This window comes from Comamonas sp. JUb58 (genome assembly GCF_004364775.1).
Classification (GTDB): domain Bacteria; phylum Pseudomonadota; class Gammaproteobacteria; order Burkholderiales; family Burkholderiaceae_C; genus Comamonas.
This window is the reverse complement of record NZ_SOAL01000002.1, coordinates 138,502-152,492: the sequence shown is the minus strand read 5'-3', so window position 1 is coordinate 152,492 and position 13,991 is coordinate 138,502. Positions and strand designations below refer to the sequence as shown.

General features: G+C 65.0%; 12 protein-coding genes and 1 pseudogene. 3 read left to right on the top strand and 10 right to left on the bottom strand.

The annotated features are described in order from the left end of the window. Nucleotides 1-16: 16 nt before the first annotated feature. A complete protein-coding gene (locus tag EDF71_RS02965; RefSeq protein WP_208300986.1) occupies nt 17-745 on the top strand; it encodes an exosortase H-associated membrane protein in 729 nt (242 codons plus the stop codon). Here EDF71_RS02965 and EDF71_RS02960 read toward each other — a convergent pair whose 3' ends face one another. After that, the gene (locus EDF71_RS02960; protein WP_133855150.1) at nt 746-1,948 is read right to left on the bottom strand and encodes an MFS transporter; all 1,203 of its coding nucleotides are present in this window, start codon (nt 1,946-1,948) and stop codon (nt 746-748) included. It abuts the gene before it with no gap. Nucleotides 1,949-2,153: 205 nt separating this feature from the next. On the opposite strand from EDF71_RS02960, the gene EDF71_RS02955 reads away from it, so the two are divergent. Beyond that, the gene (locus EDF71_RS02955; RefSeq protein ID WP_133855149.1) at nt 2,154-2,666 is read left to right on the top strand and encodes a hypothetical protein; all 513 of its coding nucleotides are present in this window, start codon (nt 2,154-2,156) and stop codon (nt 2,664-2,666) included. 7 nt (nt 2,667-2,673) lie between these two features. Here EDF71_RS02955 and EDF71_RS02950 read toward each other — a convergent pair whose 3' ends face one another. The 6 genes and pseudogenes from EDF71_RS02950 to EDF71_RS02920 all read right to left on the bottom strand — a co-directional run. Continuing rightward, complete coding sequence (locus EDF71_RS02950) at nt 2,674-3,726, bottom strand: serine/threonine protein kinase (RefSeq protein WP_133855148.1); 1,053 nt, start codon at nt 3,724-3,726, stop codon at nt 2,674-2,676. Between the two features lie 388 nt (nt 3,727-4,114). Beyond that, nucleotides 4,115-4,534 (bottom strand): organic hydroperoxide resistance protein, encoded by a 420-nt coding sequence (locus EDF71_RS02940; protein ID WP_133855147.1) that lies wholly within the window; start codon nt 4,532-4,534, stop codon nt 4,115-4,117. A 41-nt stretch (nt 4,535-4,575) separates the two neighbouring features. Beyond that, on the bottom strand, nt 4,576-5,046 hold the full coding sequence (locus EDF71_RS02935; protein WP_133855146.1) for a MarR family transcriptional regulator: 471 nt from the start codon (nt 5,044-5,046) through the stop codon (nt 4,576-4,578). A gap of 158 nt (nt 5,047-5,204) precedes the next feature. Next, nucleotides 5,205-6,008: an HpcH/HpaI aldolase/citrate lyase family protein gene (locus EDF71_RS02930; protein ID WP_133855145.1), complete on the bottom strand. Its 804-nt coding sequence runs from the start codon at nt 6,006-6,008 to the stop codon at nt 5,205-5,207. A gap of 33 nt (nt 6,009-6,041) precedes the next feature. Further along, nucleotides 6,042-6,416 (bottom strand): hypothetical protein, encoded by a 375-nt coding sequence (locus tag EDF71_RS02925; protein ID WP_133855144.1) that lies wholly within the window; start codon nt 6,414-6,416, stop codon nt 6,042-6,044. A gap of 36 nt (nt 6,417-6,452) precedes the next feature. Next, nucleotides 6,453-7,319 (bottom strand): annotated as a pseudogene (locus EDF71_RS02920) (3-hydroxybutyryl-CoA dehydrogenase); the annotation flags it as partial. Nucleotides 7,320-7,610: 291 nt separating this feature from the next. Between EDF71_RS02920 and purT the strand changes: the two are divergent. Next, nucleotides 7,611-8,840: a formate-dependent phosphoribosylglycinamide formyltransferase gene (gene purT / locus EDF71_RS02915; protein WP_133855142.1), complete on the top strand. Its 1,230-nt coding sequence runs from the start codon at nt 7,611-7,613 to the stop codon at nt 8,838-8,840. Between the two features lie 131 nt (nt 8,841-8,971). Here the strand turns inward: purT and EDF71_RS02910 are convergent, their stop codons facing one another. From EDF71_RS02910 to EDF71_RS02900, 3 genes are all read right to left on the bottom strand, one after another. Beyond that, nucleotides 8,972-10,270 carry a hypothetical protein gene (locus EDF71_RS02910; RefSeq protein ID WP_133855141.1) on the bottom strand — a complete coding sequence of 433 codons (1,299 nt, stop codon included), beginning with the start codon at nt 10,268-10,270 and terminating at the stop codon, nt 8,972-8,974. A 318-nt stretch (nt 10,271-10,588) separates the two neighbouring features. Next, entirely contained in the window at nt 10,589-12,295 is a 1,707-nt protein-coding gene (locus EDF71_RS02905) for a tannase/feruloyl esterase family alpha/beta hydrolase (RefSeq protein ID WP_133855140.1), read from the bottom strand. 173 nt (nt 12,296-12,468) lie between these two features. After that, the gene (locus EDF71_RS02900; RefSeq protein ID WP_133855139.1) at nt 12,469-13,953 is read right to left on the bottom strand and encodes an AMP nucleosidase; all 1,485 of its coding nucleotides are present in this window, start codon (nt 13,951-13,953) and stop codon (nt 12,469-12,471) included. Nucleotides 13,954-13,991: the final 38 nt, after the last annotated feature.

The window sequence follows — 13,991 nt, the reverse complement described above, 5'->3', positions numbered from 1 at the left end:
AGACTGAGGAAGAGGGATGAAGCGCTTGAACCCGATACAGCGATTTGCGCTGCTGGCCTTCGCCGGCATCATCGTGCTGACCACCCTGTGGGTGCAGCTGTCGCCGTGGATGAGCTACCCGGTGGCGATGATCTCCAAGGAAGGTCTGGAGGACCTGGCAGCAGGCTGGGTCAAGCAGGTGCATATCGCGCCCGGCAAGATCGAGGTGGACACCTCGGTCGGCGTGGCCAATGCCAACACCGGTGGCCGCTGGGCCGAGATTTCGCTCGATGGCGACCCGGGCCGCTATGCCTACGGCTTTCCGATCTTTTTGGCGCTGCTGCTGGCCGCCTGGCGCAAAGGCCGCGTCTGGCGCGCGGTGCTGGGTTATGTGATCCTGCTGCCGTTCCAGGCGTTCAGCATTTCCACCAGCTTGCTGATGCAGATGGTGCTGGCCACCAACCTGGACCTGCGTTTGCTGAAGATTTCGCAGCCCCAGCTGGAAGTACTGGCCTATGGCTACCAGCTGGGCAGCCTGGTGCTGCCAACCCTGGTGCCGTTCTTGCTGTGGCTCTGGCTGGACCGCCAGTTTGTCAACGAGGTGCTGGTCGAGGCCTGGAAGAAAAACATCCAGCCCAAGCTGGCACCGCGCCCCACTGTGCTGCGCCCCCCGCCACCACCACCGCCTGAGCAGGTGATCCGCCCGGCCGAGAGCGGTCCCGAGATCTCGCACGAGATCAGCATCACCCTGCCACTGCGCAAATAACTAGGCCTTGTGGGGCACCGCTGTGCGCCAGGTGGCCACAGCCAGCGCTGCAGCCAGCAGCGCAAACACCGCGCAGAACACCAGCAGCGCGCGGGACAGGCCCACCTGGTCCGACAGCCAGCCAATCCCCAGGATGGGCAAGATCGTGCCCACATAGCCGATGACCAGGTAGGTGGCCAGCAGGCCGGCCCGGTTGTCGGCCCGCGCCACCCGGTTGACCACCGAGATACCGCCCAGGTTGCACAGGCCATGGCCGAGCGCGGCGCTCAGCACACAGAGCAGAAACACCGCTGCCGAGCTGGCAAACACATTGACGATCAGCAGCAGATTGCACAGCGCCAGCGCTGCATAGCCGGTGATCAGCACCTTGCGGGTGACAAAGCTCTTGGCGGCATACTGCGAGGCGGCCGACAGCAGCAGGATGAGGCCGATCGACGGCCCGCTGATCGCAGGGCCATGCCAGGGCAGCATGCTTTGCATAAAGCTGGGCGCGAGCGACGCAAACAGGCTGAACATGCCAAAGGCACAGAAGGCGCCCATGGCGGCCAGGCCGTAGCGGCGCAGCGCTGAACGCTCGGGGAAAGTGAGGCGCGGCATCAGCTGGCGCAGGCCAAAACTGCTGCTGGCAGGCGCGGGCTGCAAATGGGCCGGCAACTGCACCTGGAACAGCGAATAAATGGCCAAGGCGCTCAGCAGCAGCGACGGCAGATAGGCGCTGCGCAGCGGAAAAGGTGCCCATTGCGCCACCAGGCCACCGACGATGGGCCCCAGGCCAAAGCCAAAGGCAATCGTCAGGCTGGTGGTGGCGGCGGCCCGCTGCGTGTCACCACTGGTATTGAGCTGGGTCAGCCCCAGCGAGGCCGAGGTGGTGATCATCCCCGAGGCCAGGCCGATGATGATGCGGCTCAAGCCAAACACCTGCATGTTCCAGGCCAGCGCCGACAGCAGCACGCCGCCGCTCATCAGCATCACCCCCGCCCGCAGCACCTTGAAAAAGCCATAGCGGGTCGTGATCGCGCCCAGCAGCATCAGGCTGGTCAGCGCTGCGGCCATATAGAGCACAAACACCTGGGTGATGGCGCTGGGCGGCAGCTGCCATTGGGCCTGGTACAGCGGGTAGAGCGGGCTGGCCAGCGCCGTGCCCATGACGCCGACGCACATCGAGAAGCACACCCAGAAATAGGGCGGCCATTGGTATTTCATGATCAGAACTTGGAGCGGGGCTGCGGTGGCAGCAGCAGGCCAGCGGCGGCTAGCGGCTGGCCGGGGAAAGACGGTGGGCAGGATTGTAGGGAGCGGGGCCGGCCATGTCGCAGGCCCGCTTGGGTGTCCATGGCCTGGCGTCGGACATCGGCCTGCAATGTCCTTGTAGTAAGGCTTGGGTTGACCATCGCTGTTAAAAATAGCCATGACCCGAATGCCTGCCCTGCCTTTTTTCCGCTCCCAGCATCGTCGCGCGGCGGCCGCTGTTGCCATCGCCGCTGTGTCCATCGCTGCGCTGACCGCTTGCTCGCCCTATGTGGGCGTTGGCGTGCCGGTGGGCCCGTTCTCGGTGGGTGTCGGTGTGGGCAGTGGTGGCGTCAGCGCCGGGGTGGGCACGGGCGTTGGCCCCGTTGGCGTCGGTGTGGGGGTCAACCAGCGTGGCCAGGTCACAGGCAATGCGGGTGTTGGCGTGGGGACTTCGGTCGGTGGCGCCCAGGTGGGTGTGGGGTTGGGCACTGGCACGGTGCTGTATGACCCGGCTGCGCCCGCAGCTGCATCTGCCCCCGGCCCTGCGCCGGATTACGCCCAGCCCGCACAGCCCGGCGTGGTCGTGCCTGGGGTGGTCAATCCACCCACAGGCGAGCATGACGCCAACCTGCAGTGGCGCGGCGCCGATGGCCAGCTGGTGCCGGACTGCCGCCTGAACAACCGCTGTTAACCGATTCTTAAACGTACAGCGGCGGCTCATCCATCGCGATGAGCTGGGCCTGCAGCAGCTGGGTTTGCTCCTGCCAGTAGGCCTCGCTGCCAAACCAGGGAAAGTGGATCGGGAAGATTGGGTCGTCAAAACGCCGGGCCAGCCAGGCGCTGTAGTGGATCAGGCGCAGGGTGCGCAGCGGCTCGATCAGCACCAGCTCGCGCCGGTCAAAGGGGCGGAACTGCTCATAGCCTTCCACCAGGGTCGACAGCTGCGTGCTTTGCTGCATGCGGTCGCCCGACAGCAGCATCCACAGGTCCTGCACAGCAGGGCCGCTGCGCGTGTCATCCAGATCGACAAAATGCGGGCCGCCTCCCTGGTGCTCGGGCGGCACCCACAGCACATTGCCGGGGTGGCAGTCGCCATGCAGGCGCAGGCTGCGAAAGCTGCCTGCGGCAAAGTGGCCGGTGGCGCTGCCCGGGTCGATGATCTCGCAGATCTTGTCGGTGGCGCGGCGGCAGGCATCGCTCCAGGCCGTGCGTTGGCCGGGCGGGATCGCGCCATGCGCCATCAGCCAGTCATGGGGTTCGCGGGCAAAGTCCTGGGCGTTGATGCTGGGGCGGTGCGCAAAGGGCTGGGCCTCGCCCACGGTGTGGATGCGTGCCAGAAAGCGGCCCACCCATTCCAGCACCTCCCAGTCGTCCAGATCGGGCTGGCGCCCGCCCCGCCAGGGCGATACCGAAAAGCGAAAGCCCGCATGCTGCAGCAGGCTGTGGCCGCCCAGCTGCAAAGGCGCCACTACGGGCACCTCGGCATCGGCCAGCTGCTGGGAGAACTGGTGCTCCTCGGCAATGGCCGCATCGCTCCAGCGGCCCGGGCGGTAGAACTTGCAGACGACCTTGCTGCCGTCTTCCAGCCAGACCTGGTAGACACGGTTCTCATACGAGGACAGCGGATTGAGGCGGCCGTCACCCCAGAGACCCACCGATGCCAGCGCATCGAGCACCACATCGGGCGTGAGTGCGGCATAGGCATGTTCCTGTTGCGGGCTGCTGGGCGGGTAGTCGTCGTTGTCGTGCATCCCGCCATTGTGCGCCCTTCTTGTGACGGCCATCTTGAGCCAAGGGACGCAAAAAAAGCCGGGCATGCAAGGCATGCACCGGCTGTACTGGAGGGTGTCAATCGTTCAGCAGCGTGGCTTAGAACGTCTTTACGATCTCTACGCAGCCGCGTTGGAGTGCAATCGGGATGAGTTCGAAGCGATGGTCCGCAGCTTGCACCGGGGTGCAAGCAAGGGCCAGCGCGAAGAAATCGCCCGATTTCACTCCAACCCTGTAGGGACGGTGGCTTTGCGAGCGGTCTGCATCGTTGCAAATCCTCGCAATAGCGCGGCTATTGCTGCGGTATTGCGCCTCGCATCCCATCTCGCAAAGACACTGTCGCGGCGCGAGGAGATCGTAAACACGTTCTTAGACCACCACGGTCAGTGTCTTGTCGATATTGCCGCGGGTGGCGTTGGAGTAAGGGCAGACTTGGTCGGCGTCATGCACCAGCTTTTCGGCCACAGCCTTGTCCATGCCAGGCAGGTTGACCGTCAGGCGGGCAGCGATGCCGTAGGCGTTCGGGATGGGGCCCAGGTCCACTTCCGCGTCGATCGACAGGCCATCTGGCAAGGCCAGCTTTTGCTTGCCGGCCACCGCCTTCATCGCGCCGATGAAGCAGGCAGAGTAGCCAGCGGCAAACAGCTGCTCGGGGTTGGTGCCTTGGCCGCTGGTGCCGGGCGAGGACAGTTGCACGTCCAGGCGACCATCATTGGTGCGCGATGCGCCGTCGCGGCCGCCGGTGGTGTGTGCGTGGGCGGTGTACAGAACTTTTTCGAGGGTAGCCATGGTGAACTCCTGGTCAAGGGGGGGACGAAAAAACTGCTTCTTCAAGAAGCGGCGGGCAGCGGCGCGGCCAGGCGGCTGCGCAGCTGTTGAATCTCTTGGGTCAAGGCCTGCAACTCCTGCAAGCTGCATTGGCTGTGTTCCAGCACACAGGCGGGGATGGCTGCCGCCTGCTCGCGCAGTTGCCGGCCGGCCTCCGTCAGGTGCACACGCACGCGGCGCTCATCTTCGCTGTCACGCTGGCGCTGCAGCCAACCTGCGGTCTGCATGCGCTTGAGCAGCGGCGTCAAGGTACCCGAATCCAGGTACAGACGCTCGCCCAGCTCGGAGACCATGCAGCCATCGCCCTCCCACAGTACCAAGAGCACCAGGTACTGCGGGTAGGTCAAACCCAATGGTTCGAGCAAGGGCTTGTACAGCTTGGTCATCGCCAGCGAGCTGGAGTACAGCGCAAAACACAGCTGCTGGTCGAGCAGCAGCGCGTTGTGGGCAGTGGCGGGGTTGGCGTTGGGCATGGATTGAATTATCGTGCTCAATTAAATTGTGCGCAACTTAATTGTGAAAACACCTGCAGGCAGCAGGGTGTTTGGGCAGGGCCGGTGCAGGGCCCCTGGATTCGTCTTAAAGGCAGGCAAGCCGCGCGTCGGGTTGACGCTGGGTTGCCTCTGTGCTCTTAATACGCAGTCTGCACCACCTGGCCGCTGCTGTCCTTGAACTTGGCCGCCACCGCATCGGCGGCGGTGCGCAGCAGGATCAGGTCCATCGAGACGGCGACAAACTGCGCGCCCAATGCCAGGCATTCGCGGGCACGGGCTTCGTCCACCATCAGGATGCCGGGGGCTTTGCCGGCGGCGCGGATGCGGGTGATGGCGTCATCGATCGCGGCATTGACGACCGGGTGGCGCGGCTGGCCGGGGTAGCCCATGCTGGCCGACAGATCGGCCGGGCCGATGAAGATGCCATCCACGCCATCGACGGCGGCAATGGCCTCGATCTGGTCCAGCGCCTGCGCGGTTTCCACCTGCACCAGCAGGCAGAGTTCCTTGTCGGCATCGTCAACGTATTGCATGTCGCGGCCAAAGTTGCTGGCGCGCATCGAGCCGCCCATGCCGCGAATGCCCTTGGGCGCATAGCGCATGGCCTGCACGGCGGCGCGGGCCTCGTCGGCGTTTTGCACAAAGGGGATCAGCAGCGTTTGGGCGCCAATGTCCAGGTAGCGCTTGATGAGCACCGGGTCATTCCAGGCCGGGCGCACCACGGCGCTGGTGGGGCGGGGCTGCAGGGCGGCTTCTACTGCCTGCAGCTGCTGCAGCACCTGGGGCACATCGTTGGGCGAATGCTCGGTGTCGAGCATGATCCAGTCGTAGCCGCTGCCGGCCAGCAGCTCGGTGATGTAGGGCGAGGGAAAGGCCGACCACAGGCCGATCTGCGCCTGGCCGGCGGCCATGGCTTTCTTGAAGAGGTTGGGTGTTGGCATGCTTGTCTCTGTTGTGTGTGATGGGGTGTTTGCTCAGGGCAGGAGGTGGATCTCGTCGTTGCTCATGCGCGTGCGGCAGCTGCCGGCCAGGGTGTGCCACTCGCTGGCGCCCAGGTCCAGCGCCTGCTGGTCCGCCATCGCCGTCACGCTGCGGCAGATGGGCTTGAAGTGCTTGGCGGCCACCGTGTCGCGCCCATAGCGCTGGTAGTAGCGCCTCAGGTGCAGATCGGCGGCGGGTACCCGGGCGGCCACATAGGCCAGGTAGTCGCGGTAGAGCGCATCGACCGGCGCCTCTTCCAGCTGCTGCTTCCAGATGCGAAAGCCGGCCATGCAGGCCACCAGGGCCAGCACCAGCGCGGCCACGGGCAAGGCCTTTTTCCAGATCGGGGTGCTGCGTGGCGCGGGCATGGGGCAGGAATCGCTGGGCAGCGCGGGCGCCCGCGCTCAGGCGTAGCTGTAGACGCCCTTGCCGGTCTTGCGGCCCAGCTGGCCAGCAGCGACCATTTCCTTGAGCAGTGGGCAGGGGCGGTATTTGCTGTCGCCAAAGTCTTTCAGGTAGACCTCCATCACGGCCAGGCAGACATCCAGGCCGATCATGTCGGCCAGGGCCAGCGGGCCAATCGGGTGGCTGCAGCCCAGCTTCATGCCGTCATCGATGTCCTGGGCAGACGCAATGCCTTCGGCCAGCACATAAAAGGCCTCGTTGATCATCGGCACCAGAATGCGGTTGACGACAAAGCCGGGCGAGTTCTTCACGCTGATGGGCGACTTGCCCAGGCTCTCGGCCAGCGCCTTGACGGCGTCGTGCGTGGCATCGCTGGTTTGCAGGCCACGGATCACTTCGACCAGGGCCATCAGCGGCACGGGGTTGAAGAAGTGCATGCCGATGAACTTGTCGGCGCGCTTGGTGGCTGCGGCCAGCTGGGTGATCGAGATCGACGAGGTGTTCGAGGCCAGCAGCACCGAAGGGTCGAGCAGCGCATCGACCTGCTGCAGGATCTTGAGCTTGAGCTCGTAGTTCTCGGTGGCCGCCTCGATCACCAGCTGGGCCTTTTGCAGGTCTTCATAGCGGGTGCTGCCCTGGATGCGGCCCAGTGCGGCGGCCTTGTCGGCTTCGCTGATCTTTTCTTTCTTGATCAGGCGGTCCAGGCTGCTGCCCACCGTTGCCAAGCCCTTTTGCACGGCGGCGTCCGAAATGTCCACCATCACCACATTCAGCCCGGCCACTGCGCAGGTCTGCGCAATGCCGTTGCCCATGGTGCCTGCACCAATTACGCCTACGGTCTGGATCGTCATCTGTCTTCCTTGGGTCCTGTTGCTGGGAGAGGGGCTGGCCCTGCAGTGCCTGTGGCAAGCCCGGTGCCAAGATCATAGCGGTTGGTATTGCACTGCCGCACAAACTGGGCGACAGAGCAGCGGCCTGGCGAGCGGTCTGCGTTGTTGGAGCGCTTGCCAATAGCGAACTATTGGCTGCGCACTCCGCAGCTAGGCGCCCCCCTAGCATCCCATCTCGCCTGGCCACGCCACTGCTCGGGGTTCATCAAGACGCTCTAAAATCCCGTCCATCGCTGCGCCGCAGCCCCTTTGTAGACACGACCTGATATGACCACCTTCGGCACCCCGCTCACCAAGAACGCAACCAAAGTCATGCTGCTGGGCAGCGGCGAGCTGGGCAAGGAGGTGCTGATTGCCTTGCAGCGCCTGGGCGTGGAGACGGTGGCGGTGGACCGCTATGACAACGCACCCGGCCAGCAGGTGGCGCACCATGCCCGCACCATCACGATGAGCGACCCGGCCCAGCTGACGGCGCTGATCGAGGCAGAAAAGCCCGACATGGTGGTGCCCGAGATCGAAGCCATTGCCACGCCCGCACTGCAGGCGCTGGAGGCCGCCGGCACCGTGCGCGTGGTGCCAACGGCCCGCGCCACCCGTTTGACGATGGACCGCGAAGGCATCCGCCGCCTGGCGGCCGAAACCCTGGGCCTGCCAACCAGCCCCTACCAGTTCTGCGATAGCCTGGCCGAGCTGCAAGCGGCCATCGATGGCGGCATTGGCTACCCCTGCGTGGTCAAGCCGGTGATGAGCAGCTCGGGCAAGGGCCAGAGCAAGATCGATGGCCCGGCCAATGTGGAAAAGGCCTGGAACTACGCGATGGAAGGCGGCCGGGTGCAGGGCGGCCGCATCATCGTCGAAGGCTTTATCGACTTTGACTACGAAATCACCCTGCTGACAGTGCGCGCCAAGAATGCGGCCGGTCAGATCGAAACCCATTTCTGCGAACCCATCGGCCATGTGCAGGTGCAGGGCGACTATGTGGAAAGCTGGCAGCCGGCCCGCATGGCGCCCGGCGCGCTGACCCTGGCGCAGGACATTGCCCGCGCCATCACCAGCGACCTGGGCACCGGCCTGAACGGCGAGCCCGCCGGCCTGGGCCTGTTTGGTGTGGAGCTGTTCGTCAAGGGCGACCAGGTCTGGTTCAGCGAAGTGAGCCCCCGCCCGCATGACACCGGCATGGTCACCATGATCACCCAATGGCAAAACGAGTTCGAGCTGCATGCCCGCGCCATCCTGGGCCTGCCGGTGGACACCAGCCTCAAGACCGCCGGCGCCAGCGCCGTGATCTACGGCGGTGTGGATGCCCAGGGCATCGTGTTTGACGGCGTCGATGCCGCCTTGCAGATCCCCGGCACCGAAGTGCGCCTGTTTGGCAAGCCCGAGAGCTTTAGCCGCCGCCGCATGGGTGTGGCCCTGGCCCGCGCGGCCGATACCGATGCCGCGCGCGACAACGCCAAAAAGGCGGCGGCGCTGGTCAAGCCCCGCGTGGCGGGCTGATCACAGGCGGGCCTGCTACTGGCCTGCTTGCTGCGTCAGTGCGGCACAAGCCTCAGCACGACGGATAAGCAACAACGGCCTGCGCCCCCATTTGGGGGCGCAGGCCGCTTTTCATGGCATCGCGTATCGGGTCAGCGGCCCATGATGGTCTTGCGGCGCATCCAGGCCAGGCACGCCAGCACACCGGTCAGCAGCAAGCTGGCCCAGCCACTCAGCGATGGAACGGCCTGAGGCGTTGCGACAGGTGTACCCGTGTTGCTGTCGTTATCGCTGATGACGACACTGGCCTCCGCTGGGGTGCCTGTCAGGTAGTCATCGCTGTCGCTGATCTGCAGGCTGACCGTCACCGCTGCTTCGCCAGCAACCTGGTTGTCATTGGCAATGATGGTGCAGGCGGGGGCCTGGGTGGCGCCCTCAGGAATGACGACCGGGCTGCTGCAGTTTTGGGTGCTGTACTGCGGATCTGCAGCCGAAATGCTGAAAGGCACCGAAAGGCCCCCGCTTGGTGCGGCGGTACTGGCGGTCACTGTGCAGACGGCTTGCTGGCCAGCGCTGTCCGTCAGGGCCGATGGGTCGCAGGCGATGGTGACCGTAGGTTGGAATATGTACTCAAAAGACACCAGGCCATCGATCCCATTGGTTGCGGGGTCGGTGATACCAACGGGTGCCGTAGGTGCGCCAGGGACCGAGGCCGTTGGATTGCTGATGGTATTGCTCCCAGCGCTCAAGGTGCAAGAGCCGCCCATACCGCCGGGTTCGGCACTGGGCCCACCATCCTGACCAAAATTGCCGCCCGTGCCCACTGCACCTAGGTAGCCACCGCCACCACCGCCTCCGCCGCCGCCGTCTACCGTTCCTCGAAGGCCCGGCTCACCTGACGCAGGCACGGCACATGCGACAGCCTCTGCTGTGAACAGCGCCACTGCCGATGCGTCTGCCACTTGCGGCGCACGGAAGGAATCGCCGCCACCACCACCACCACCGCCCGCCCGAACCCAGGCACCGCCGACATTCAGGAACGAGGCACCCCCACCACCGCCGGCGCCGGCACTGATAAAGCCGACATTCCTGGCAGCACCATCGCCGCCAGCACCTTGGCCGCTGCCGCCCGGCCCACCCGTCAGGTCGGCATCGCGTGCATAGGTAGCGCCACCTTGCCCACCGCCAGCCGCGATGGCCGTGATGGTTTGGCCTGGCTGCACACGGACGATGGCTTCAACCTGGGTACCTGCAGCGCCTCTGCCGCCCGGGACTCCGTCGTAGGAGCCTGCACCGCCTGCACCGCCCGTGACGATGACCCTGATGGCGCCCACCCCTGCAGGCACTACATCGGGAGCCACTTGGGGCGTCGTTGGGGTGTAGGTGATGGTTTGGCTCTGCGCAGCGGCACTGGCCAAGCAGAGTGCCAGCAGCCCAGCGGTTGGCAGCACTGACTTATGCAGCGCAAAGCGGGTTGCTGGTGATGTGCAAGGACGGTCATGCAAAGTTCGGAACATACGTAGCTTTCAGTGACAAATAAGGGGTACCAAGGAAGGAGCGCATGGTTGGAGAAAATGCATATTATTTATTTAATCAATAAATACATTCAATATAAATAATAACGAAAAAGATGCCTTTTGAATCATTTCGATTCATTTTGTTGTGGTCAATATGGTTCAGCACCATCCCAGTCGACCATCAAAAAGCCGCTTGCACCCTGTTCAAGGGCGCAAGCGGCTAACAAAGGATGAAGGGTTAAAGCAGGCTTTTCAGTTAGATGCGCAGCTGTAGCTGTCGGACGAGTTCACATCCCCACTGCCCTTGTAGCGCGGCCAGGTCGGGTACTCGCACAGCGGCCGGGTGCGGCCCGGCACGCCAGCGGTGTCGCTGACCACCTGGGCGCCAGGGGCGGTGCCGGCGGTCACCCACTGGTCCAGCGCCTTGAGCGAATCCCAGTTGGCATTGAAGGCGGTGCTGGCCGCATGGCCGTAACCGGGCACTTCGTAGTAACGGGCAAAGCTCTTGACGGCAGGGGCGCCCATGGTCTGCTCCAGGCGCTGCCAGTACTGCTCGGTGGCGCGGGAGCTGACGAGCACGTCGGCCGTGCCATGGGCCATCAGCAGCTTGCCGCCGCGCTTGTTGAAGGCGGAGAGGTCGGTGCTGTTGATGTCCTGCAGCTTGGTGAGCTGGTTGATGCGGTCGCTCCAGGCGCCGGGGTTTTGCGGGTCCAGCGACAGCGCATCAAAGTTGGCATCGCGGGTCACAAAATAGCGCACCCACTGGTCCCAGAACACCGCCCAGTACGGGGCTGTGAGCGGCGTGGGGCTGGCCGGGGCGGTGGTGTTCATCGCCAGCAGGTTGACGGTGGGCTGCAGCGGGCTGCTGCCTTCCTCACCCAGCTCCGAGCCCCAGACGTTGAAGCCGGGGTACTGCGTCTCGCCACTGCCCAGCGGGGCGCTGAAGCGGATTTCGCTGTTGTAGGTCTTGAGCGCGCTGATCATCGCATCGGACAGGCAGCCCTCCTGGCTGGCGCCAGCGGCGCAGCGCAGCGGCTGGCCGCCCACAGTGGCGGTGGCCGGGTCAAACTGGCTGTTGCAGGCGGCTACGTTGCTGACCACGCCGTCCTGCACGCCGTCGAGCGCATCGCATTTCTCCAGCGCGGCCTGGCGCAGCAGCTTGCGCTGGCCCAGGCTCGGGTAGGCGCCCGGCTGGGCAAAGGCGCGGCTGATGCGGCCAAACTGCAGATCCAGGCTGGCGGCGTTCCAGGCGGGGTACCAGGCCACCACGCCATCCCAGTCGGACGGCCATTTCTGGGCCACGGCCAGCGCCTCGCGCCCGCCGGTGGAGCCGCCCATGAAGTAGCGCTTGTCCGGCTTTCTGCCGTAAAAGCGCGTCACCAGCACATCGGCCACATCGCTGACCTTTTTCAGCGCAGCGCCGGAGAAGTTGGCGACCGCTTCGTCATTCGTGCCAAAGCTGCCATCGCGGCTGCCGGCTGCACCGGCCTGGTGGCCGGAATCGCTGCCGAACACTGCATAGCCCTGGTTGAGCAGCGGGTAGGCGCCCTGGCTGGCAGGGGCGGCCGGGTAGGTGTAGAGGCTGGGCATCACGCCGTTGTAGCCGCCACCGCCCACCATCACCACCTTGCCATTCCACTCCTTGGGCAGCAGCAGGCCCATCTTGATGGCGGGGGCGCCGGGGTCGACCGGAGCGATCGAGATATTGGCCCGCACCGAAGCGGGAGGCTGCGCGCCAGTAGAAGCTGTGGGCGTTTCGGTCGAGGTCACCGTGGCGCCGCTGGTGGGCAGGCCGATCTGGCTGGCCGCCACCTGCTGCTTGGCCAGCGCCAGGCTGGCCTCGTCAAAATTGAAGCTGTGGGAGCCGCCGCTGCCGCAAGCGGCCAGTGCAAGGACCGCGCTGGCGACGGCCGTCAGAGGGATAAAGCGCCGGAGTGGAGGGAGGATGGCTGTGGTCACTGTGTCTCCTGGTTGTTATGGTGCGGGCGCAAAGGCTTCTTTACGGCCCGCCGACCATTGTGGAAGTGAGGCGCACAGTTATCCACAGGGTTTGCAGTTAGGTAGTTCCCCATAAGTAAAAAAGCCAGCACGCTTGTGCTGGCATTGGAGTAGGGGCGCTGCCGGTGCGGCTTTTATTGGAAGGCCACCTCGGCAAAGCTGCGCAGCTTGCGGCTGTGCAAGCGATCCACACCGCCTTCGCGCAGGATATTGACCGCCCGCATGCCGATGCGCAGATGCTGGTCCACCCGCTCGCGGTAGAAGTGGTTGGCCATGCCAGGCAGCTTGATCTCGCCGTGCAGCGGCTTGTCGCTCACGCAGAGCAGGGTGCCGTAGGGCACGCGGAAGCGGAAGCCATTGGCGGCAATGGTGGCGCTTTCCATGTCCAGCGCCACGGCCCGGCTCTGGCTGAAGCGGCGCTGGGGCGTGTTGTCAGGCAGCAGCTCCCAGTTGCGGTTGTCGGTGCTGGCCACGGTGCCCGTGCGCATGAAGCGCTTGAGGTCGTCTTCGGGCACCTGGGTGACATCGGCCACGGCCTGCTGCAGGGCCACCTGGATCTCGGCCAGCGCAGGGATGGGCACCCACAGTGGCAGCTCTTCGTCCAGCACATGGTCCTCGCGCACATAGGCATGGGCCAGCACATAGTCGCCCAGCTGCTGGCTGTTGCGCAGGCCGGCGCAGTGGCCCAGCATCATCCAGGCATGGGGGCGCAGCACGGCAATGTGGTCGGTGATGGTCTTGGCATTGGCCGGGCCCACGCCAATATTGACCATGGTGGTGCCCGACTGGTCGGCGCGCACCAGGTGGTAGGCGGGCATCTGCGGCAGGCGTGGTGGCGGGTTGCCCAGTGCATCCACGGCCTCGGGCGCCAGGCCCTGGCGGCGGGTCACCACATTGCCCGGCTCGATAAAGGCGATGTATTCGCTGTCCGGGTTGGCCATCTCGGCGCGGCCCAGGCGGATGAACTCGTCGATATAGAACTGGTAGTTGGTGAACAGCACAAAGTTCTGGAACCACTCGGGCAGGGTGCCGGTGTAGTGGCGCAGGCGCTGGAGCGAGTAATCCATGCGCGGTGCGGTGAACAGGGACAGCGGCTGCGCCTCGCCCGGCTTGGGCTCCCAAGTGCCGTTGGCGATGCCGTCGTCCATCGCGTGCAGATCGGGCAGGTCAAACACATCGCGCATCAGCATGCGGCGCTCAGCGCTCAGCTGGCCTTCGATGTGGTCGTTGTCCGCAAACGAGAAATGGATCGGAATGGGCTGGTTGCTGGTGCCCACTTCCAGCTCCACGCCGTGGTTCTCGATCAGCAGCCGGAACTGCTCGGCGTAGTAGCCGGCAAACAGGTCGGGGCGGGTGAGCGTGGTTTCGTAGTGGCCGGGGCCCTCGACAAAGCCGTAGGCGAGCTTGCTGTCGGCCCGCGCCACGGTGCGGGTGTGCAGGCGCACAAAGGGGTAGCAGGCGCGGTAGGGGGCCTCCGGGGTCTCGCCGGCCACAAAGCGTTGCATGGCCTGGCGCAGAAAACCGATCTGTTCGGCATAGATGGCCTGCACCTGCGCCAGCGCGGATGGAGCCGTGCGGTGGCTGGTCGGTGCGGTAAAGGCAGGTTTGGTATAGGTCATGCACCATTGTGCATCTGCTTTGGGGCTGCGGCATGACA

What these genes read in the sequence shown, in the direction of transcription:
- EDF71_RS02925 (WP_133855144.1), bottom strand. Translation starts at nt 6,416, where the DNA reads ATGCCCGCGCCACGCAGCACCCCGATCTGGAAAAAGGCCTTGCCCGTG.
- EDF71_RS02960 (WP_133855150.1), bottom strand. Translation starts at nt 1,948, where the DNA reads ATGAAATACCAATGGCCGCCCTATTTCTGGGTGTGCTTCTCGATGTGC.
- EDF71_RS02935 (WP_133855146.1), bottom strand. Translation starts at nt 5,046, where the DNA reads ATGCCCAACGCCAACCCCGCCACTGCCCACAACGCGCTGCTGCTCGAC.
- EDF71_RS02950 (WP_133855148.1), bottom strand. Translation starts at nt 3,726, where the DNA reads ATGCACGACAACGACGACTACCCGCCCAGCAGCCCGCAACAGGAACAT.
- purT (WP_133855142.1), top strand. Translation starts at nt 7,611, where the DNA reads ATGACCACCTTCGGCACCCCGCTCACCAAGAACGCAACCAAAGTCATG.
- EDF71_RS02900 (WP_133855139.1), bottom strand. Translation starts at nt 13,953, where the DNA reads ATGACCTATACCAAACCTGCCTTTACCGCACCGACCAGCCACCGCACG.
- EDF71_RS02940 (WP_133855147.1), bottom strand. Translation starts at nt 4,534, where the DNA reads ATGGCTACCCTCGAAAAAGTTCTGTACACCGCCCACGCACACACCACC.
- EDF71_RS02930 (WP_133855145.1), bottom strand. Translation starts at nt 6,008, where the DNA reads ATGCCAACACCCAACCTCTTCAAGAAAGCCATGGCCGCCGGCCAGGCG.
- EDF71_RS02955 (WP_133855149.1), top strand. Translation starts at nt 2,154, where the DNA reads ATGACCCGAATGCCTGCCCTGCCTTTTTTCCGCTCCCAGCATCGTCGC.
- EDF71_RS02965 (WP_208300986.1), top strand. Translation starts at nt 17, where the DNA reads ATGAAGCGCTTGAACCCGATACAGCGATTTGCGCTGCTGGCCTTCGCC.